The sequence below is a fragment of the Micromonospora inyonensis genome, assembly GCF_900091415.1.
GTDB lineage: Bacteria > Actinomycetota > Actinomycetes > Mycobacteriales > Micromonosporaceae > Micromonospora > Micromonospora inyonensis.
This window is the reverse complement of record NZ_FMHU01000002.1, coordinates 22,814-41,638: the sequence shown is the minus strand read 5'-3', so window position 1 is coordinate 41,638 and position 18,825 is coordinate 22,814. Positions and strand designations below refer to the sequence as shown.

Here is an 18,825-nt window from a genome sequence, read left to right as displayed (position 1 = left end):
GTCACTCCCATCCTCGGGCGATACGAGCAGCGCGGACGCGCATGCTCAGAGGGACGGACCGGGAGTGCCGTGCTGGCGGGTCGTCGGTCACGGTTCCGGCGGAGCCCGGGACGTCCGGGGTGCCGGTGTTGTCCACCTCGGCCGGGTCCACCTCGTCGAGGGGAGTGGCCAGGTGGTCGAGATGGTCGAGCAGTGCCTGCCGGCGGGACGCCGGGGCAGTGAGCAGAGCACCGAGTACCTGCTGCGCCCGGATACCGGTGATGGCCGCGCCCGCGAAGGCGGGAAACGGTGTCGGCCCGAACTCGCGCATCGCGACCTCAAGGCGGGTCACAGTGCGCAGCTTGCCGTCGGGGTCGGCCCGGAAGCCGCCTGGCGGCCTGCGCACGTCGGAGCGGATGAAACGGCCACCGTACGACTGCGCCGTCACGGCGCCCAGGCGGATCGCCTCAAGCACCTCGTCAGCCAGTTCCGAGCGGCCGTACTCGCTGACCGTCAGCACGCCCCGCTTGTCGGCGCGGACCTCGGTGGAGACGCCGATCGGAACACTGCCGCGCTCCGACGCGGTGCCCGCAAGCGTCAGCCCGTGGTGGTAGACCACCGGGAACCGGCCCTTGCTGTTGGCGATCGTGCGGTTGAACGCCACCGGCGAGTTGACCTCATAGTAGTGGCCGTCCTGGTCGATGATCTCCGCTGGTTCGTTGAAGATCGCGGCGTACGCCTCGACGGTACGGCCGGTGCCGCCGGAGCGGATCCGGATGTCATCGAGGGCGACGGCCCGGATGAACTCGCTCACGGCTTACCTCCCACTGTGATCGCCGGTCGGGCGCCGTTCAGGCCACCACTGGATTTGGGGGGCGCGGAGCCCGGCGCCTGCAACTGCACGGACAGCAGGCCCGAGTGCACCAGGAGGTTCATGTCCTCGGCCTCGACCGCCGCGATCACCGAGCGGGGCTCGAAGCCCTCCCGCACCAGCGCGCCGATCGTCTGCGCCTTCAACTGCTCGATCTCCGCCGCGTCCTTGCGGTCCTCCTGCAAGAAGCTGATCTCCCGCTCGGGGTACCACAGCTCCGCGTCGGACGGCTTCTCCCACATGATCGTCTGCAAGGACGCGAACATCGACGCCCACAGTGGGCGCAGGGTTCGGTCGGCGACCAGCCGGCACGCGGCCTTGAAGTTGCCCGCGTTCAGCGACGAACCGGCCATGCCCTCCGACAGCGCCGCCACCACCGGATGCACGCCCGAGCCCGCGGCGATCCGCGTCTCACCCGCGCCCTGCGTCACCTTGAAGTCCAGCTGGTGCAGATCCTTACCGACCACGTGCGGGGTGACGCCCTGCAACACCAACGTCCGGTAGGCGTTCGACACACCAGCGTGCCGGGACTCCAGCGTCGTGTTGAACTTCTGGAACTCCTCACGCTTCACCGACGGGTCCAGCGACAGGATCATCTGCGGCGTCGCGCCACGCTCGAAGAACGCCGCCTTGTGCATCGTCGCCGCAACGTCCGAGTCGACCTCTCGCAGCGCGGCCGTCGGCCACGGGATACCCCGGTAGGCGGCCATCGGATCCGGGATCGGCGCCCACACCGCCACCTCGTCGGCCAGCAGCACCTTCGGCTCACGGCCGGAGCCCTTCCCGCCCGGGTGATACATGATCCCCAGGAAGTCGGCGTCGAGGGCGAACTGCGCCTCAGCATCCGGCTCGGCGTCCGAGCCGAGGACCATCGTCACCCAGTCAGGGCGCATCCGCAGCAGCCGGTCAGGGCGCTCCTGGCGGCGACCCACGAACGCCGTCCCACCGAACGCCGCGTCCAACTCCATCCGCGACGCGAGGGAAGCAAACGTGCCGCCCGGCCACGGGTTCTCCAGCACCGACAGGTCGTCGTTGCCGAACAGGTCACCGCCGCGCCCACTGCGCCGCAGCCGCCGCCACGCCGGCCGCGCCTGCGACAACAGGCCCATGCGGGTCAGCTCACAGGCGAACACGATCGCGTTGCCCTTGAACGCCTTCCCGACCAGGTTCGCGAAGTCCGAGCCGATGCCCTCATGGTTGGGCTCCCACGACGTCAGCACGTTGTTCCAGTACTGGTTGCCCTGGAACAGGTGCCAGTCGTCGTGCCGCTCCGCAGGGCGGGCCGCCAGCGACCGGGAGACGGCGCGCAGCAGGTTCGTCACCGCAACCGCACCTCCCCCTCAGGATCGACCTGCCCCGCCTCGTCGACGTCGTACAGCAGCACCACGTACGCGATCAGCCCCACACCGGCGGCGACCAGACCCCAGCCGACGCTCAGCGCCAGGCCGAAGCCGACAGCGAGCAGCAGCAGCCCCAGGAAGTAGCCGCTGCGGGCCCGAGCGGCGCGGCTCACTCGACGCTTCGGCCTGCGCTTAGACATCGAGCCACTCCGCCCACACCTCGGTTTGTCCGGGCGCGGTCAGCGCCCCATCCTCGATGGCCCGACCGCGGGCCGCGTGCGCCAGCACCGTGGCCACCGCCGCGTCGATCAGCATCCCCTCGCCCCGCTTCGCCATCTTCAGGTAGTGCGTGGCGATGTCCTGCTCCTCACCGGGGCGGGGCTTCTTCCGGGAGCCCTTCACCAACACGGCGTTCTTGCAGTGCTTGCCGAGCGTCTCCGACCCGTCATGGGTGATCTGACCAGCGGCGAAGCCCGTCGTGAACCGCTCGATCGCCTTGTCCATCCGCTGCTCGACGTTCGTCGGGAACTCCACCACCCGGCCCGGCCACTCCGCCGCCCACGCGTTCAGGTAGTCCTGCCACCGGTACGGGTCGGCGAACATCAACGCCACCTCGTACGCGCTGAACACCTCACGCAGCCGCTCGTCGACCTTCGCCGACGGCACCTTCCAGTCCGGCCCCGCGTCCGCCGGCCGCTCCCACACACCCAGCTCGAACAGCCGGCCGTCGGACAGCCGCGACGCCACCAGCGCGGTGGCATCCCGATACTTCGACCCGTCGAACCCCAACGCGATCCCGTCACCAGGGCGCAGCTGGTCATCGCGGGCGAACAGATCCCAGCGGACCGGGTCCACGAACACCGACTCACCGACGACGATCTCGTTGAGGAAGAACCGCCGCCGGTCAGCCTCCATGTGCCGCGACGACCGCACCTCGTGCACGATGCGGCCCCGGATGTTCACCCAGCCGCCGCGCTCCCGCGCGCTGTCGCCGTACTGGCGCAGCAGCTCCGCGTACAACGCCTCATCGTCGGCCAGGTCGTCGACCCGCTTCGGCTCCACCGTGTCGACGTAGATCCGATCGTCCTTCGCCTCCGCCGTGACCTGCGCCTCCGAACCCTCCGTCGGATCCCAGGCGTTCGTCAGCTCCAACCAGCGGCCGTCCATACCGGCCACGTTCCGCTTCACGGCGCCGCACACCTTGCGGTAGCCGCCCTGCAACGTGAACAGGTGCGACTCGGTGATCGTCAGGAACGTCAGCGGTGCACCCAGCCGCGACTTCGCGCTGGTCGTCACCGGCTCGATCTTCCCGCCGCCCGGCAGCGTCACCTTCGTCTCGCCGGCGTCGATGCCCGACAGGTTGATCAGCGGCCCGTTCCGCACCGACGACAGCAGCGGACGCCACGTGTTGTCCGTCTGATCCTCCGACGTGCCCAGGCACACGATCAGCGGCGTCGGATACGGGGCCCCCACCGGCTCACCATCGGCGTTCCACCCGTCGAAGCGGGTCGGACCCAACGCCTCAGCCAGGATGATCGCCGCACCGAACGGGTCCTTGCCCCACTTCTGCGACCGGCGCAGCTGACCGCCGTAGTGCCGCAGCGCGTCCGGTGCCGGCCACGGCCCCGCGTGCGGGTACAGCCGGTAGTAGTGGACCAGGAACCGCCACATCTCGTCGGTCAGCCGGTACGGCTCACCACGCTGGTAGCCGTCCGGGACAACGACGTTGTCCTCGATCCACTCGCCGACGTCGTAGCCGAGGGTCGGGAACTCGCCCTCCTCGTTCGGGCCACGCCACGGCATCAGCCGACCGCCTTGATCCGCCCCCGCGCGCCAGCGGACTGCTCGCGCTTCTGCCCGACCTCGTCCTCGGCGATCTGCCACAACAGCAGCCGCATCGACTTCGGCGTCAGCCCGAGCCGGTCCTCCAGGGCGACGGCCTGGGCGAGGAGCGCCGCGATCGCGTCGGGCTCCTCGGAGGCGACCATCACCCGGCAGTAACGGGCCACGGTGCGCGTCCAACCGAGCTGCTCCCACGCCACCGCCTGCGGAGTGGCCCACAACTGCGCCCACGCCTCACGCTCGGCGGCGGCCATCCGCCCGGGCAACGGCCACGGCGGGGGGTCGCCCTTGCGGCCGGCGGCGGGAAGGGTGATGACGCCACGGCCGCGAGAGCCCCGCTGTGGGTCCATCTTCGGAGGGTTCGGCATCAGGCCACCTCCAAGGCGAAGAGGGTCACGGGACCGGCGTAGTCGCCGCCGTCCTTCGGTCGCTTCAAGTTGCAGGCGCGGCAGATGATTCGGACGTTGCCGATCGTGTGGGTGCCGCCTACACCGAGCGGCACGATGTGGTCGAGTTCCTTGCTGGCCGGCAGATACGGCTGGTCCGTCATCCGGACGGCGCACAACGGACAGCGGCGAGCCTTCACGCGCAGCTCCCGCTCAATCGCGGGCGTCACATCTCCGTACCGGCCGACCGCTCGGCGCCGGTGCGTCTTAGCGCGCTCACGCGCCCTCCGGGTCTCCGGGTTGCCGTCGCTCCACTTGCTGCGGTTCTTCTGGCGGTAGTGGCGACGGCACAAGCCAGCAGAGCGGTGCTTCTCGTCGCAGCCTCGTTCGCTGCACTTCCGGTCTTCCCGTGCGGCTCGTCGAGCTGCACGACAGCGAGCAGAACCGAGCCTCTCGGCGAGAGGACCGGATAGGCGCGCTGCACCGTTCGCAGGGCCGAGCGGGGCGCGCAGCTCGCACAGTGCGGGGCAGCTGCTGGCAGGAAGCGCAGAGTCTGGGCACCCGGCCTCGGCGGACCGGGATCTCATGACCGCATCCCGCTGTTCGCCTGCGGAGAGGCTCAACGGCGCGCCAGTTCGGCGACTCCTCAACCTCGGCAGCGCAATCAGCACACCGAAGACCGGGCGCGGGTGAGTTGCAGTCGACGCAAGCGTTCATCTCGAATCTCCCGGGAATGCGGAAGCCCCGAGCCGGGAGACTCGGGGCTTCCTAACCCACGGTGATCAGGCCGTGGGGTGCCTAACCATCAGTTAGCGATCTTGAAATGTGGGAACTGTCGCCACCCGGAGAAGCCTGGCCCCGGGGGTCCGGAGGCCGACTGATCTTGCGTCGCCACCCCGCCCCCCTCACCCTGGGTGACCTGCCTCCCGTGACCGTGTGTGACTGTCGCTCGGGATTGGCGGCGCGCCTCGCTCCTGGTTGCACCTGCGTCCGCATGTCTCGCAGGGCTTCGTGCCATGTGCAGGACGCAGGTTGGCCAAGGCGGGAGCACCACCATGGGAGGTGGGGGTGCGGTGGTCCGCCTGGTCCGCGCCCGGGTGGCCGCAGATGCCGCACGTTGTGGAGGCGGCAAGCAAGGTGGCACGGTTCCGTTCGTATTCCGTGGTGTATCCACGCTGCCGGGCGCTGGGTCTCTGTCTGGTCCGCTCCCGCTGCCTGCCCCGCGCGAGGCGGCACCCGTGGCACCTGCTCCCCGTGGTGATGTCTCCGCAGTCGAGGCACGGCCGGCTCGGCATGGTCACCCCCGTGGTTCGCTGTGCTCCCTGCCGTCGAGGCTGTGGTGCACGACCTGCCACACCACCGTCCCGTCGGCCCGCTTGACCGGAACCGTCGCAGGCCCGCAGACGCAGGGTTGTCCGCCGCTGCTGTCGTGGGCGATGAGGTCGTTTTCGGGGACGACGTGCTCGGCCGCCATGGTCACCTCCGTCTGCGGGTGTGCGGGCAGGCCACCGCCACAGGGCCTGCCCGCGTTCCCCCGGTCCCCACCGTGTGGGCGTTGGCGCACCCGGCCCGACTTGCACGGGCTGCAGTCGCGTGGAGTTCCCTGTCGTCCCGGCGGCAGGGAGAGCCTCGACGTGTGGCGGGCGCAGGTCTGGATGCGCGACAGCCCGGCGGCGCGGGGCGCTCGACCGGGCTGCGGACAGACTTCACCTACAAGCGGAGTGGTCAAATCATGCGGCGGCGACCGCCTCAACGTCAACTCGGCGACGTCGTCCGCGTGTCGCCTGCCGGGTGGTGGCTTCGATGCGGGCGGCTTGGTCGAGCGGGTAGAGGACGCAGGGGCGTCCGTTGTTGTCGGTGGTGCGATGTCGGGCGAGGCCGGAGCGGCGGGCCCAGTTGCGGACCATGGTGGGGGTGACGTCGTCGCCGAGCCGGTCGGCGATCTGGGCGGCGGTGCCGTACTGGTGGCCGGCGATGCGGATCATGGCCGCCACTCCGGCCGGTAGCCGGGCCGGTTGGCGTACGGCAGGGCAAGGACGCGCAGCAGGTCGTCCCAGACTCCACCGGTGGCCGGCTGCACCATCCCGCGGACGGAGTTGCCTCGCAGTTCGAACTGCGTCAGTAGCAGCCGCTTGGCGTTGATGTCGGCGATCAGCCACTTGAATCCCGGGTGTGGCCAGCGCTCGCCCCTTGCCCCGGCAGACCACAGTTCGCGTTCGTCCTCGTCGAGCTGGGCGCGCAGCCAGGTGACCAGGTCATCCACGGTCCGATTCTCCCTCGTTGCTGGTGGTGGCCGGGGTGAGTACAACGTTGCGGGGCCAGATGTGTTGGGCGCCTTCGACGGCACCGGGCATGCCGCAGCGGCAACCCTGTCCGACGCACAGGCAGGTGCAGGTGATGGTCCACGTGTTGGTGGGGCCGTCGGTGTGGGCGGTGAGGGTGCGGTGTCCGCAGCGGGGGCAGGGGACGCCGACGAGTGGCATGCCGGCGGGTTCGAGGCGTACGGCGGCCCTGATCCACGTGTCTTCGTCGGCGAGGTGCTTGGCGAGGAGCGCGGCGGTGCCGGGCAGCAGCATGGGGATGCGGTTGCGGATGGCGGTGAGGGGCGCCTGGCCGGGTTGTGCCCGGAATTGGGTGGCGATCCACGTGAGACGGTCGTGGGCGCGTTGGGACAGCTCCACCCACCCCGAGGTATGCCCGGAGCCTTCCGGGGCGGTGAGGACGGCTCCTACGGGGTCGGCGTGGTCGCCGGTGGCGTGTCGGACACCGTAGATGGGTGAGCGGAGCCGGTCGGCGGCGGCGAGGTACTGGTCGCTGCGGTGGCGGGTTTCGAGGCGGGCGAGTTGGTGGAGGCGGGTGAGGGCGACGTCGAGGGCCCAGGTGGTGCGGGTGGCGTGGAGGTGGTGCGGGCTGGTCATGGTGCTGGTCCCCCCTGGGTAGGCTGGCCGGTGCGATGGGGTGCCCCTGTGGGGGGTGTGCGGCCCGGCGGATGGGGGTCCGCCGGGCCGTCGTCGTGTCAGGCGGCCTTGGTGCGGGCCGCGTACCGCTGGCGTTCCCGGAACCGCTTCATCACCCGGCGCGGGTCGCGGCTGTCGGGTCCGCCGTCGCGTCGGTCGGAGGTCCACGGCCGGGACGGTTGCTCGTGCTCATGCCAGTAGGTGAGGAACCGGTGGCGGGCTCGGGCGAGGCGGTCGCAGAACCTGCCGTATGGGATGCCGAGCGCGGCAGCTGCCGCCTGGTAGGTGTCGAACGCGGCGAGGGCGTTGACGGCGGCCTGTTCCTGGGCGGTGAGTAGCGGCAGGATCTGCCGGACGGCGACGGCGTCGATGATGTGGTCGTCGTGGCCGGGGGCGGGTTGGCCGATCCACCGCCAGTAGGTGACGTATCGGGGGCGGTCGCCGGTGCCGGCGCCGGGGGTGTTGGTGTCGTACCCGTGGTGGCGGAGGGTGTGTCGCATGGCGGTGAGGACCGCGGCCCGGCCGGCGTGGACGAGGTCGTGGTCATCGGGCCGGCTGGTGGTGGTGTAGAGGTGCTCGGCGATGGCGCTGTACGCCTCCTGGTAGCGGTCGGCGTGGCTGGTGCTGGTGTGGGTGGTGGCGGCGACGAGTCGGGCGAGGCGTTGCAGGTCGGCAATGGTGTAGCCGTAACGGAGGAGGGTCATCGGGTTCGCGCCTCCTTCTGGATGAGGTCGACGAGCTGGGTGATGGTGTTGACGACGGTGGGCAGGTCGGGCAGGTCGGGGTCCTGGCCGCGGATGCGGGCCTGTAGCCGGTGGAGGGCTTCTTGGAGGCGGGTGACGCCGGTGAGGTATTCGCGGCGGGACCGGTCGACGCGACGGCATTCGCTGTCGGCGTGATGGAGCTGCTTCTCCAGCTCGCTGATCATGTGGCCGTGTTCGGTGCAGTCGAGGGCCCGTGCGGTGGCTTCGAGGACTTGCCGGTCGGTGTCGACTTTCACGGCGGCCCACGACTCGCGGTAGTGGTGGGCTTTCTCGGCGCATGCGGTGAGGGCTTTCTCGACGAGGTCGACGTTCCAGTTGTCGCGGCGGGCGAGGGCGTGGAGTTCGAGGGCGTGGTGGCGGCTGGCGCCGAGGGCGGTTTCGAGGAGCAGGTGCAGGTCGTTCATGGCGTCGCCTCGTGGTCGGTGGTGCGGTGCCGGTGGGCGTCGTGGGCGGCGAGGAGGGCAACGTCGGCGGGCTGGGCGGGGGTGGCGCCGTGTTGGCGGCGGTGGCGCCAGTGCTGGGCCCACGTGTCGAGGGCGGCGGTGAGCGGGTCGGTGATGTCGGCCGGGTCCTGCGCGCGGGCCGGCGGGGAACCGAGGGCGGCGCCCTGGTCCTCGTTGGGGTTGAGTCGCCAGTTGGCGGGCGGGCTGCCCATGTCGCTGTCGTCGGCGTCGATGTCGACGAGGAGGACGGCGCGGTTGGGGCCGAGCGCGTCGAGGGCATGCTCGCTGATGACGCCGTAGGTGGGGTGCTGCCAGCCGCCGTCGGGTGCGGGTCGCCAGATCAGGTCGCGGGCGTCGATGCGGACGCTGTCGGCCTTCTCGATGGCCTGGGCGAGGGCGTCGACGTCGTCGGTGGTGAGGTCGTCGCTGCGGCCGAGGGTGTCGTGCTCGGCCCAGGCCCGGTCGCGCTGCTCGTCGAGGTCGCGGAGCCGGCAGAGGAGGGTGCCGTTACGGCGGAGCTGCTCGGCCTGGCTGGCGATGGTGGCGCGGGCCTGGTCGCGTTCGGCGGTGAGCTGCTCGATCTCGGCGGCCTGCCGGTCGCGGACTCGGTACATGGTGGCGAGGTGCTTGCGGAGGGTGTCGGGGGTGAGCCTGGCGTCGCTGGCGAGGTAGTCGTCGAGGGTGGGCAGGGGCCGCACGATGGCGGTGGGGGCGTCTCCGGCGTCGTACGGGGCGGCGTCGGCTGTGTCCGCCCCGGTGATGTCGCGCCAGTGCGGCTCCGGCCGGTTGGGGTCGCGGGGCTGGATGGCGTCGGGGCTGGCGGTGAGGACCGCGTCGATGGCGGCTTGGGCGTCGGGGTGGACGTGGTCAGTGGGCATGGCGGTCTCCTCGGTCAGGCGGGCTGGTGGGTTTCGGGCCAGGTGACGGCGTCGAGGGCGGCCCGGTGGGCGGCGGGCATGGGGGCGAGGGGGTGGCCGAGGTGGTCGGCGGCCATGGCGGCGAGAACGACGGCGTCGGCGAGGTTGTCGTCGCCCTTGGTCTCGTAGCCCGGCCAGCGGCGAGCTACGGCGTCGATGACGGCGCCCTTGAGGGCGCGGCCTCGGCCGGTGGCGTAGCGCATGCGTGCCTGGATGGGGATCTCGGCGACGGGCACCTCGCGGCGTCGGAGGTTCCGGACGACTCGCCACCAGAGGGCGGAGCGTTCGTGCTGGCCGGCGCCGGACCGGGAGTAGGCGGGGATCTCGATGGCGACGAGGGCCGGCCAGCGTCCGCTGCCGCCGCCGATGGCGATGAGGATGTCGCGGGTGAGCCGGTCGATGGCGTCGAGGCGTTCGTCGAGCGGGCGGGTGGTGATGCCGGTTTCGCCGATGAGCTGGCACCAGCCGAGGTTGGAGGCGATGCCGGTGCCGGTGAGCGACAGGTCGACGCCGACGACCTTGGGCGGGGTGGGCTGGGTCATGCGGCACCGCCGAACATGAGCGCGCCCTGGGCGAGTCGGGTGCGCAACGCCAGGTCGAGGTAGGTGGCGGACAGGTCGATGCCGACGAACCGGCGGCCGAGCTGCCCGGCGACCATGCCGGTGGTGCAGGACCCGGCGAACGGGTCGAGAACGACGTCGCCGGTGCGGCTGCCGGCGGCGATGCAGCGGCGGGCCAGCTCGGGTGGCATGACGGCGAAGTGCGCGCCGGGGAACGGCTGAGCGGAGATCGACCACACGTCGCGGGAGTTCCGACCGCCCCGGCCGGGGCGGGAGTGGATGCCGATGTTGTTGACGTTGCCGGGCTGGCCGGTGTCGGAGGCCCGCTCGGTGTGGGCGGTGTACTCCTTGGCGTACCGGCGGTTGTGGGCTTCTTGCTCGGGGTCGGATTCCTCACGGATGGCGTCGGCGTCGAAGTAGTAGCGGGGCCGCTTGGTCATGAGGAAGACGTGCTCGTGGGCGCGGGTGGGCCGGTCCTTGACGGCTTCGGGCATGAAGTTCCGCTTCGCCCAGATGATTTCGGAGCGGAGGATCCAGCCGTCGTCCTGGAGGGCGAACGCGACCCGCCACGGAATGCCGAGCAGGTTCTTCGGCGGCAGCGGCGACGACGGCCGGGTCCGCTCGACGTCCTGCCGTCGCGTCTGCGCCACGACCGCGTTGGGGCCGACACCAGACGTGCCACCGGTGGAGGAGTACGAGTCGCCGAGGTTGAGCCACAGGGTGCCGTCGTCAGCGAGGACCCGCCGTACCTCGGCGAACACCTCCCGCATCCGGTCGACGTACGCGGCGGGCGAGGACTCCAGCCCGTACTGGCCGGGCTCCCCGTAGTCCCGGAGCCCGTAGTAGGGCGGCGAGGTGACGACGCAGTTGACGGACCCGGACGGAAGGGCGCGGAGGACGGTGAGGCTGTCGCCGTGGTGGAGGGTGACGGTGTCGTCGGCGTAGTAGGGCGTCACGGCTGCTCCTTGCGGGTGCGGATGGCGGGGGTTTGGCGGCGGAGGCGGTCGAGGGCGGCCCGGCGGCGGGCGGCGAGGAGCAGTTCGTCGGAGCGGGTGGGCGGCGGCTCGTCGTCGGCGGGCTTCTCCCGGCGGGCGAGGGCGGCGTCGACCACGGCGCGGCAGGCGGCGACGCCGTGTTCGTTGCGCTCGACCTGCTCGGGGCTGAGGCGGTTCACCATTCGGTCACCACCTGGCGGACTGCGGGCCCGTCGAGGACGAGCACGCCACCGCCGTCGATGAGCCGCTCGACGATGGGGTGGCCGTACCGGGTGACGAGCTGCGCGTAGGCCACCTCGGCGGGCGACCGGTCGTCGCCTTCGTCCGGCCCGGTGGTGTTGCAGGTGACGACGAGCCGGCGTTCCTGGGCGCACCGCTCGTCGAGGATCCGCTGGAGCTGTTCTAGCCACCAGTCGGTGACGCGTTCCCGGCCGAGGTCGTCGAGGACGAGCAGGTCGCAGCCGGTGGCGTAGTCGTAGGCGAACGGCTCGCCGTCGGGCTTGAGGGCGGCGGACAGGTCGGGGGCGGTCCACACCATCACCCACTGGTCGTGGGCGTGGGTGTCGTTGGCGATGGCGTACGCGGCGGTGGTCTTGCCGGTGCGGGCGGGGCCGGCGATGAGGAGTGCCCGTGGCCCGTGGGCTCGCCAGCGGCTGACCTTCCCGGCCGGGTCCTGCTCGGGCAGGAGCAGCTCGTAGCTGGCGTTGGCGTAGCGGCTGGGCCGGCGGCGGGTGTAGGCGATGGCCCGGTTCGCGGCCTGTCGCGCGTGGATGGCGGCCCGTTCCGCCCGGTCGGCTTCCCGGCTGAGCTCGTCGTGGCTGGGCGTGGTGTCGTCGATGACGGCGTGGGCCCAGATCCGGCGCTGCCACTCCCGCAGCGGGTTGCGAATGAGTTCGGCGGTCATCGGTGGCCTCCGGTGTGCTGGCTGGCGACGGTGGCATTGGCCCCGCCGGCGAAGGGGTTGTCGGTGCGGCGGTCGACGTGCCGGTTTGCTCCGGTGGTGCGGCTGCCGCCGGTCTGGGCACGGTCGGTCTTCCACTGCTGGGCCTTGCGCATCCAGGTGCGCCAGGCGGCGGTCCAGTCGTTCTTGACGGCGTCCTTGCCGGCCTTCGAGGTCCAGTGGTCGACGAAGTTGGCGGTCTCGACAGCGACGTCCACGTTCGGTGCCTTCTCCCGTGCCCAGGCGCGCATGGCGGGGGTTACGTCGAAGTCACCGGAGATGCGGGTGCCTCGGGTGGTGGTGGGCGGAGCCGAAGGCGACGCGGAGGGGGTGCCCACAGAACTTCCGTAGGAAGTTCGGGTCGGGTCGGGTCGGGTCGGGTCGGGGTTAGGCGAACTTCCCGCGATGTTCTCGCGCACGTTCGCGCGAACATCCTGCGAACCGGGCGAGCGCTGTTCGCGAATGCGGCGCATGCGTTCGCGCGCAGCCTCCCGCTTCGCCAGCACCTCTTCGGAGGACGGCTGGTGGTCGTCCCATTGGTGGAACCGCCAGCCCTTGTCGCCGTCGTGCTCGTCTTCCTCCCACAGGCCGGCCCGGACGAGGGTGGCGGCGTGCTCCCGGTAGTCGGGGTCGAGGCGGGCGGCGATGTAGTCGGGCACCCAGCCGTCGGTGAGCTGGCTGGAGGACCAGGACCCGGCGAGGACCCAGAGGCCCATCGCGGGGACGCCGGCGCGCACCGCCTTCATGTGGGCGTGCAGGCCGTCGTCGACCTTGAACCACGGCATTAGTCCTGGGTCCCTTCGGGGTTGAGCTCGTTGCGTCGCCAGTAGGTGGGCGACTTCGGGCAGAGCAGGCAGGCGGGTACGAGAGGAGCGCCGTGGCGGCCAGGTGTACGTCCGCCGCAGCACGTTGCGAGGCGCTCGACGGCCGGCGCATCGCGCTGGGCGGGGATGCCAGGGCTGGTCCGGTCCTCGCATGCTCGACCGGCTGGGCGGTCACTGCGTCGGACGTTCGCCGTCTCGGCTTGGTCGACGTTGCCTCCCCGCTCGGCGACGAGCTGGTCGTACTCCTTAGCAGGGATCCAGGTGACCCGGTTGCGGTGCCGGTAGGGCAGCCACGATCCGTGGAGGATGCCTTCGAGCAGGTGGTCGAGGTGAGGGCGGTCCGTGGCCGGGAACCGGGCGTCTACGTGGTTGGGGAAGGCGAACCGGTCGCGGGGGTCGTACGTCGGGTAGAGGTGCCACTGGCCGCATGGGATGGCCTTGCGGGTTGCCGGGCACCGCTGGGTTCCCGTCCACAGGTCAGCCCAGCCACAGCGTCGCCGTTCCAGGACGATGGCGCCGGCGATGAGATTCACCTTCGGCTCGCGCAGGTAGTACCGGTGGTCTCCGACGGTGGGGAGCGCGAGGTGCGGCACGAGGTGCATGAAGCCGATGTCGGCGGCCGGGAGGTCGGTCGTCCACACCACTCGGTCGCCGGCCTTGCGGAGCGCCTTCTGCCGGCTCTGGATCTCGCGGGCGCGTGCCGCAGAGTGCTGGACCTCGCCCGCGACGGTTAGCTCCGGGCCGACGGCGAGCACATCCGGGCGACGGCGGGCCTTCGGCCGCCACACCTCCACGTTGACGTCGATCGCGCCGGCAGCGTCGAACGTGCGAGCCTTCCGCTCCTTGAGGGCCTTGTGGATGTCGGTTTCGGGCTGATGCTCAGGGTGTGGGGAACGCCCGCCCTCGTGCCGGAACATCGGCCCGTACCGGCCCTCCACGAAGGTGAGCCACACCGGCTCGGGCGGAAGGTTCCGCTCGGCCTGAATGCGCATGCAGAGCAGGCAGAGCAGCTTCTTTCCGCGAACTCCGTGGGGTCGGTCCGCGGTGGCCAGCCGGTCCCGGAGCCCTGGCTGGTCTGGGTGCCCCCAGTGCGGCAGCCGGGGCTGCAACTCCAGCATCGCGGGCACGTAGAACACGCCGTCGGCGAAGTCGCGTGGGTCGATCAGCTCCCAGATTTGGGTGGTCACTGTTCCCCCTGGTGGTGCTCGACGAGGTGCTCTTCGAGGGCGTCGGCGGCGGCGACCGCCGCTTCGGCCGGGTCCGTCTCGCGGATGAGGACGGTGACCGTGCAGAGCGGGCAGTCGACGGTGGTTGCGGTGTTCACGCCGCCTCCCTGCGTTCGGTCGCCCAGCGGCGGGCCTGGTTGAGGTGGAGCACCTGGGCGGGTGTGGCGGCTCGTTCGCGGGCGGTGTCGGCGTAGGGGCCGTACCGCTCGTCGAGGAGGGCGCGGAGCTGTGTGGCGCGCTCGTCGTGGTGGGTGGCGCTCATGTGGTCCCCCCTGGTCGTCGTGTTCGTGGTCGGGTGGGTGGCGCCCCGTCGCGCGCTCGATGCGCGGTGCCGGCCTGGTCCGGGCGGGGCCGAAGTGGTTAAAACGGCGGGATGTCGTCGCGCGAGTTACGGCCTGCCGGCGGGGCGGTCGCCCACGGGTCGTCGGCTGCGGGTGCCGGTCGGGTGCCGGTCGAGCCGCCGGAGCGCTGCATCTTGTTGACCGTGGCGGTGGCGAACTTCAGGGCCGGGCCGATGCCGTCGACCATCAGCTCGACGACGGACCGCTTTTCGCCTTCCTTGGTCTCGTAGCGGCGAGTCTTGAGCCGGCCGGTGACGACGACCTCCAGGCCCCGCTGCAAGCTCTCGGCGGCATGCTCGGCTTCCTGGTTGAAGACGGTGCCGTCGACGAAGAACGTGTCGCCGTCTTCCCACTGGCCGGTGGAGTCGTTCTTCTTGCGGGAGTTGAAGGCGAGCCGCAGCTTGCACACCGCGGTGCCGGAGGCGGCGTAGCGCAGCTCGGGGTCGTCGGTGAGGCGGGCGACACCGCTGATGACGGGCAGGCTCATGCCGCCACCTCCGCCCGCTGGTCGCCGGTGACGTCGGCGGCGGTAACCCGGGCCGTCGGGAACTCGTCGGCGGCGGTCGTCTCACCCCGGTTGATCGACGAGAACACGACGCCCAGGTCAGCGACGTCGGCGGCCGTCCACTGGCCGCGTTTGCGTTCGAGCCGGTCCTCGATTTGCGGCACCCTGACGCCGATCCCTGCGAACGCGGCGACCATGTCGGCGATGCGCTCGTCGAGGGGCTTGCCGTCGCCGTGCTCGATGGTGCGGCGGCACAGTTCCTGCGCCTCGGCGACGAAGTCAGCGGGCAGGACGGTGAACAGGCACTCGCGGACGGCGCGGGCTCCGACGTTCTGGTTGTTGAGGTACACGTCGGTCAGGTCGACGAGCTTGCGGCGCTCCTTCCCGGCCATACGGGCGTGCGGCACGATCAGCGATCGGGTGGACCGGACGTTGGTCTGCTGGTCCCACGCGAACGCCTGGACCTCGGACTCGCCGGCGGTGTCGTCGCGGCGCAGTTCCCGCACCCCGTAGTCGAGGTTGCCCCAGATGCGGGCGAGTTCCCGGGCGAGGTGCACGGACGGGCCGTGGCCGCGGTTCGGGACGGCGTAGAACGCGCGGGAGGCGAGGGAGAGCCGGCCGCAGGCGGCGCGCATCTCGGCCCAGGCGCGGACCATGTCGCGGGGGCACTGCTGGGCGACGACGACGGCGGCCTGGACTTCGGCGACGGCACGGGACTGCTCGATGGCGGTGGCCTGGCCGAGATGCGCCGGGATGGGCACCTGCGGCGTGGTCAGTCGGTCGATGGCGTTGGTCACCAGATCTCCTTGGTGTGTTGGCGCTCCACCCAGGCGGGCAGGGCGATCGGTTCGATGTCGTCGCTGTATGCGGGCCACGTGTCGGTGCGCAGGCACTCGGCGTAGATGTCGCGGGCCTGCTGGGCGAGGTCCCGGCCGATGCGCAGCGCCACGGGGTCGAGCTGGACGACGGTGACGAGGTGGGGCGGTTCGATCTCCTGGAAGGCCAGGACGAACACCGGATCGTCGGCGACGCCGAGCTGCACGGCCCCGTCGAGGTAGTGGCCGCCTTGGAGGGCGTAGCCGAACCGGCTGACGGCCCGCTGGATGTGTTCGGGGCTGGCGTCGGGGGTGGTTTTGTAGTCGACGACGATCCGCCGGCGGCCGGGCACCGGGTGGCGGAGGAAGTCGTACCGGGCGCGGCACCACACCCCGGTCGCCGGGTCGATCCAGAACGCGGACACCTCCGGCTGCCCGCTGTCGGGGTGCAGGAGCGGCCCGGCGATGGGGTGCTGGCGGATCGCGTCGGCCATCGCCTCGACCCGGTCGTGGTCGGCGGCCAGGAGCGGCACCTGGCCGGCGGCGTACGCGGCGGCTTTGGCCTCGCGGGCGTCTTTGGTTCGCCAGTCGGCGGCGTCGACCACGACCAGGTCGAGGCCGCGGCCCAACACCTTGAGGTGGGCGGCGTGGCCGAGGTCGAAGGCGTCCTTGGGGGGCTGACCGTGGTCGAGCCAGTGCCGGAACTTCGCCGGGCAGGACGGCGGCAGGAGCTTCCGCAGGCCGGTGGACGACAGGCTGCCGCCGGGTACCGGGTCGCGGTGGTAGTCCTCGTCGGCGATGTCCGGGTAGAGGCCCGGCTCGGTCACGGTCAGCGTGGTCACGCCGTCTCGTCTCCCTTCACGTTGCGGGGGTCGTGGATGGGGCAGCGGGGGCCCTGGATGAACAGCCGGACGCCGATCTGGCTGCCGCAGGTGCGGGCTTCGCCGCCGATCCAGTGGGTGCAGGGGCCGGTCTTGCGGGGTGCCGGCTTGGCGACGACCGGCCGGACGTGGCGGGCGGTCATGCCGGCACCTGCGTCCGGTCGGTGCCGCGGTGGGCCCGGTTGGACACGGACCGCCGGTTGATGGTGGGCAGCCCGGCTTTGGCGCGGGCCCGCTGGAGGCGCATCCAGTAGGCCTTGACGGCTTCGTTGGTGGAGCCGATGGCGTAGGCGACCTCGTGGTAGGTGTAGGCGGCGTCGAGGTCGGACAGCATCGTTTCGATCTGGTGGTGCCAGTCGCGGGGTTTGTTGGTGGTGCAGCCTTCGGGTACGTCGGGGAGCCGGTCGACGCGGACGGACCGGTGGCCTTTGCTGTTGAGGTGCAGCGCCCAGTAGTTGCTGATGCTGGTGTGGCTGAGTCCGATGACGGCGCCGATGTGGCGCATGGTCGCGCCGTCGGCGAGCATCCGGGCGATGGTGTCGTGGTGGTCGGCGGCGGTGCCGCCGTGGCCGTTGACGCAGCGCGGGTTGGTGCCGGCGCCGAGGATGAGGCCGCCGCAGGCGGTGCAGCCGGGGGCGACCTTGCCGTAGTCGTCGTAGGGGATGCCGGCGCGGATGGTGCCGGCGGCGTCGAGGCCGTCGGCGGGGGTGCACTGGTTCTGCCAGGGGCAGGTGCCGCACAGCTTGATGGCCTCCGGGTTGCCGGCGTTCCCGGTGTCCCACCACTGCGGGTCGTGGGTGACGCACGGACGCAGGTCGAGGCCTGCGGGGGTGAGGGCGCCGGGTCGGCGTCCGGGCTGGGCGAGTAGCACGGCGGTCACCAGTCCTCACCGTTCTCGATCTCGTCGGCGAGGGCGGCGATCAGGTCCGGGCTGATGCCGAGGGTCTCCCGGCACCGGTCGACGAGGCGCTCGAGGTGGTTGCGGACGGCGGCGACCTGGTCGACGCCGCCGTCGTCGAGGGCGGTGATCAGGTTGGTGTCGGCGGCGTGGTCGGCGTGGGTGTAGAGGTCGGAGGTGATCTGCTCGTGGTGTAGGCGGGTGAGGGCGGCGAGGTAGCGGGCGGTGATGGTGGTGGCGGTGGCGGCGAGCGGGTCGCGGCTGGTCGTGGCGGTCACCGGGCCACCTCGCTGCCCGCGTAGTGGCGGTTGACGTTGCCGGCCTGGATGGCGGCGGTCGTCGCCGCCGTGATGGCCTTGTTCAGGGCGACCATCCCGGCCTGGAGCACCTGCTCGGCGGGGACGGGCACTTCGGGCACCTCGCAGCAGCGGCAGCCCCGGCCGAGCCACTGCCGGGTGTCGGCGAGGGTGTACCGCCCGGCGTCGTTGACGTTGCTGCGGTAGCCGGCCCCGTTCGGCGCGAACCAGGCACCGTGGTGGTTCGACCAGATCAGGTACTCCGGCTCGGCCGGCTGGGTCTCCTCCGCCCGGCCGGTGCGGTTGATGCGGTCCCGGCACTCTGCGGCGACGGCGAGGATCCCGAACGGGGCGATGTCGGTTTCGGTGGTGGCGGGGCGTCCGCAGCGGCGGGTGTGGCCGTCGACGTAGCAGCAGTTGCAGGGGTGCGCCCCGGGCTGCTCGGCGCGGAGGTAGGTCGGCTGCCAGTTGCCCTCGCGCTCGCAGCACTCCATGTAGCTGGGCGGCGGCTGCGAGCCGGCCCATCGGGTGATGAGGCTGCCGGGGCACTGGTGCAGGTAGAGCTGCTCGCCCGCCGTGACGGTGATCGGCTTGAAGCTGCCCAGTTCGGCGCGGAGTCGGCCGACCTCGGCATTGAGGTGCTCGCGCTCGTCGATCGTGCGGTCTCGCTCCAGTGCACGAGCCAGCCGGTCCGCGTGTGCGCGCTCGTAGCTGTCGCGGAGCCGGTCGACCTCGGCGATCAGGGCGGGCACGAGGGTGCGGGCGGCGGCGATGAGCTCGCCGTCGGCGCGGCAGTCCTCGACGTCGTCCTCCGGGTGGATCGGAAGCTCCGCAATCAGGGCGGGCCCGTCGTCGTCGTGGTCGGGGGCGATGACGTTGATGACCCGGCGGCCGGGCTGGAAGTGCACGCCGGTGGTGGTCCAGGGGCCGTCGGTGGCGCGGCCGGCTACGCGGCGGATGGCGTCGAGGTCGAGGGCGGTGGTGGTGGTGGTGTCGGTCATCGCAGGCTCCAGAGGGTGAGGAGGATGGCGGCCCAGAGGGCGGC

28 protein-coding genes are annotated in these 18,825 nt (G+C 71.4%); all 28 read right to left on the bottom strand.

The window, feature by feature from the left end:
- Position 1 precedes the first annotated feature (1 nt).
- The 28 genes from GA0074694_RS15205 to GA0074694_RS15080 all read right to left on the bottom strand — a co-directional run bounded on the left by GA0074694_RS15205 (position 2) and on the right by GA0074694_RS15080 (position 18,781).
- A complete protein-coding gene (locus tag GA0074694_RS15205) occupies positions 2 to 793 on the bottom strand; it encodes an HK97 family phage prohead protease (RefSeq protein WP_091459287.1) in 792 nt (263 codons plus the stop codon).
- A complete protein-coding gene (locus tag GA0074694_RS15200) occupies positions 790 to 2,172 on the bottom strand; it encodes a phage portal protein (RefSeq protein ID WP_091459285.1) in 1,383 nt (460 codons plus the stop codon). The genes GA0074694_RS15205 and GA0074694_RS15200 overlap by 4 nt, the downstream gene beginning before the upstream one ends.
- A complete protein-coding gene (locus GA0074694_RS15195) occupies positions 2,169 to 2,390 on the bottom strand; it encodes a hypothetical protein (RefSeq protein WP_141714150.1) in 222 nt (73 codons plus the stop codon). Before GA0074694_RS15195 ends, GA0074694_RS15200 begins: the two co-directional genes overlap by 4 nt.
- A complete protein-coding gene (locus GA0074694_RS15190; RefSeq protein ID WP_091459281.1) occupies positions 2,383 to 3,993 on the bottom strand; it encodes a hypothetical protein in 1,611 nt (536 codons plus the stop codon). Before GA0074694_RS15190 ends, GA0074694_RS15195 begins: the two co-directional genes overlap by 8 nt.
- Positions 3,993 to 4,400: a hypothetical protein gene (locus tag GA0074694_RS15185; RefSeq protein WP_091459279.1), complete on the bottom strand. Its 408-nt coding sequence runs from the start codon at positions 4,398 to 4,400 to the stop codon at positions 3,993 to 3,995. The genes GA0074694_RS15190 and GA0074694_RS15185 overlap by 1 nt, the downstream gene beginning before the upstream one ends.
- Positions 4,400 to 4,618, bottom strand: a complete 219-nt coding sequence (locus GA0074694_RS31680; protein ID WP_176737962.1) for an HNH endonuclease — start codon at positions 4,616 to 4,618, stop codon at positions 4,400 to 4,402. The genes GA0074694_RS15185 and GA0074694_RS31680 overlap by 1 nt, the downstream gene beginning before the upstream one ends.
- 1,097 nt (positions 4,619 to 5,715) lie before the next feature.
- Positions 5,716 to 5,892, bottom strand: a complete 177-nt coding sequence (locus GA0074694_RS31675; RefSeq protein WP_176737961.1) for a hypothetical protein — start codon at positions 5,890 to 5,892, stop codon at positions 5,716 to 5,718.
- Positions 5,893 to 6,148: 256 nt separating this feature from the next.
- On the bottom strand, positions 6,149 to 6,403 hold the full coding sequence (locus GA0074694_RS15170; RefSeq protein ID WP_091459275.1) for a MerR family transcriptional regulator: 255 nt from the start codon (positions 6,401 to 6,403) through the stop codon (positions 6,149 to 6,151).
- Positions 6,400 to 6,681: a DUF6221 family protein gene (locus GA0074694_RS15165; RefSeq protein ID WP_091459272.1), complete on the bottom strand. Its 282-nt coding sequence runs from the start codon at positions 6,679 to 6,681 to the stop codon at positions 6,400 to 6,402. Before GA0074694_RS15165 ends, GA0074694_RS15170 begins: the two co-directional genes overlap by 4 nt.
- A complete protein-coding gene (locus tag GA0074694_RS15160) occupies positions 6,674 to 7,336 on the bottom strand; it encodes a hypothetical protein (RefSeq protein ID WP_091459270.1) in 663 nt (220 codons plus the stop codon). Before GA0074694_RS15160 ends, GA0074694_RS15165 begins: the two co-directional genes overlap by 8 nt.
- A gap of 98 nt (positions 7,337 to 7,434) precedes the next feature.
- On the bottom strand, positions 7,435 to 8,079 hold the full coding sequence (locus GA0074694_RS15155) for a hypothetical protein (RefSeq protein WP_091459268.1): 645 nt from the start codon (positions 8,077 to 8,079) through the stop codon (positions 7,435 to 7,437).
- Positions 8,076 to 8,543, bottom strand: coding sequence for a hypothetical protein (locus tag GA0074694_RS15150; RefSeq protein WP_091459265.1), 468 nt, complete (start codon positions 8,541 to 8,543; stop codon positions 8,076 to 8,078). The genes GA0074694_RS15155 and GA0074694_RS15150 overlap by 4 nt, the downstream gene beginning before the upstream one ends.
- Entirely contained in the window at positions 8,540 to 9,460 is a 921-nt protein-coding gene (locus tag GA0074694_RS15145; protein ID WP_091459262.1) for a hypothetical protein, read from the bottom strand. Before GA0074694_RS15145 ends, GA0074694_RS15150 begins: the two co-directional genes overlap by 4 nt.
- Before the next feature lie 14 nt (positions 9,461 to 9,474).
- The gene (locus GA0074694_RS15140) at positions 9,475 to 10,041 is read right to left on the bottom strand and encodes a hypothetical protein (RefSeq protein WP_091459259.1); all 567 of its coding nucleotides are present in this window, start codon (positions 10,039 to 10,041) and stop codon (positions 9,475 to 9,477) included.
- Complete coding sequence (locus GA0074694_RS15135; RefSeq protein WP_091459258.1) at positions 10,038 to 11,015, bottom strand: DNA-methyltransferase; 978 nt, start codon at positions 11,013 to 11,015, stop codon at positions 10,038 to 10,040. The genes GA0074694_RS15140 and GA0074694_RS15135 overlap by 4 nt, the downstream gene beginning before the upstream one ends.
- A complete protein-coding gene (locus GA0074694_RS15130; protein ID WP_091450598.1) occupies positions 11,012 to 11,236 on the bottom strand; it encodes a hypothetical protein in 225 nt (74 codons plus the stop codon). The genes GA0074694_RS15135 and GA0074694_RS15130 overlap by 4 nt, the downstream gene beginning before the upstream one ends.
- Positions 11,230 to 11,958, bottom strand: coding sequence for a P-loop NTPase family protein (locus GA0074694_RS15125; RefSeq protein ID WP_091450601.1), 729 nt, complete (start codon positions 11,956 to 11,958; stop codon positions 11,230 to 11,232). Before GA0074694_RS15125 ends, GA0074694_RS15130 begins: the two co-directional genes overlap by 7 nt.
- On the bottom strand, positions 11,955 to 12,779 hold the full coding sequence (locus GA0074694_RS15120) for a hypothetical protein (RefSeq protein WP_091450603.1): 825 nt from the start codon (positions 12,777 to 12,779) through the stop codon (positions 11,955 to 11,957). The genes GA0074694_RS15125 and GA0074694_RS15120 overlap by 4 nt, the downstream gene beginning before the upstream one ends.
- Positions 12,779 to 14,005 (bottom strand): competence protein CoiA family protein, encoded by a 1,227-nt coding sequence (locus tag GA0074694_RS15115; RefSeq protein WP_091459254.1) that lies wholly within the window; start codon positions 14,003 to 14,005, stop codon positions 12,779 to 12,781. The genes GA0074694_RS15120 and GA0074694_RS15115 overlap by 1 nt, the downstream gene beginning before the upstream one ends.
- Positions 14,002 to 14,142: a hypothetical protein gene (locus GA0074694_RS31670; RefSeq protein ID WP_176737727.1), complete on the bottom strand. Its 141-nt coding sequence runs from the start codon at positions 14,140 to 14,142 to the stop codon at positions 14,002 to 14,004. The genes GA0074694_RS15115 and GA0074694_RS31670 overlap by 4 nt, the downstream gene beginning before the upstream one ends.
- Positions 14,139 to 14,306, bottom strand: a complete 168-nt coding sequence (locus tag GA0074694_RS31665; RefSeq protein WP_176737728.1) for a hypothetical protein — start codon at positions 14,304 to 14,306, stop codon at positions 14,139 to 14,141. The genes GA0074694_RS31670 and GA0074694_RS31665 overlap by 4 nt, the downstream gene beginning before the upstream one ends.
- A gap of 98 nt (positions 14,307 to 14,404) precedes the next feature.
- Positions 14,405 to 14,872, bottom strand: coding sequence for a single-stranded DNA-binding protein (gene ssb / locus GA0074694_RS15110; protein ID WP_091450607.1), 468 nt, complete (start codon positions 14,870 to 14,872; stop codon positions 14,405 to 14,407).
- Positions 14,869 to 15,687 carry a hypothetical protein gene (locus tag GA0074694_RS15105; protein WP_091450610.1) on the bottom strand — a complete coding sequence of 273 codons (819 nt, stop codon included), beginning with the start codon at positions 15,685 to 15,687 and terminating at the stop codon, positions 14,869 to 14,871. The genes ssb and GA0074694_RS15105 overlap by 4 nt, the downstream gene beginning before the upstream one ends.
- A complete protein-coding gene (locus GA0074694_RS15100) occupies positions 15,684 to 16,547 on the bottom strand; it encodes a PD-(D/E)XK nuclease-like domain-containing protein (protein WP_091450613.1) in 864 nt (287 codons plus the stop codon). The genes GA0074694_RS15105 and GA0074694_RS15100 overlap by 4 nt, the downstream gene beginning before the upstream one ends.
- On the bottom strand, positions 16,544 to 16,729 hold the full coding sequence (locus tag GA0074694_RS15095; protein ID WP_091450615.1) for a hypothetical protein: 186 nt from the start codon (positions 16,727 to 16,729) through the stop codon (positions 16,544 to 16,546). Before GA0074694_RS15095 ends, GA0074694_RS15100 begins: the two co-directional genes overlap by 4 nt.
- Positions 16,726 to 17,466: a hypothetical protein gene (locus GA0074694_RS15090; protein WP_091450618.1), complete on the bottom strand. Its 741-nt coding sequence runs from the start codon at positions 17,464 to 17,466 to the stop codon at positions 16,726 to 16,728. The genes GA0074694_RS15095 and GA0074694_RS15090 overlap by 4 nt, the downstream gene beginning before the upstream one ends.
- Complete coding sequence (locus GA0074694_RS31660) at positions 17,463 to 17,762, bottom strand: hypothetical protein (RefSeq protein WP_091450620.1); 300 nt, start codon at positions 17,760 to 17,762, stop codon at positions 17,463 to 17,465. The genes GA0074694_RS15090 and GA0074694_RS31660 overlap by 4 nt, the downstream gene beginning before the upstream one ends.
- The gene (locus tag GA0074694_RS15080) at positions 17,759 to 18,781 is read right to left on the bottom strand and encodes a hypothetical protein (RefSeq protein ID WP_091450623.1); all 1,023 of its coding nucleotides are present in this window, start codon (positions 18,779 to 18,781) and stop codon (positions 17,759 to 17,761) included. The genes GA0074694_RS31660 and GA0074694_RS15080 overlap by 4 nt, the downstream gene beginning before the upstream one ends.
- Positions 18,782 to 18,825 lie beyond the last annotated feature (44 nt).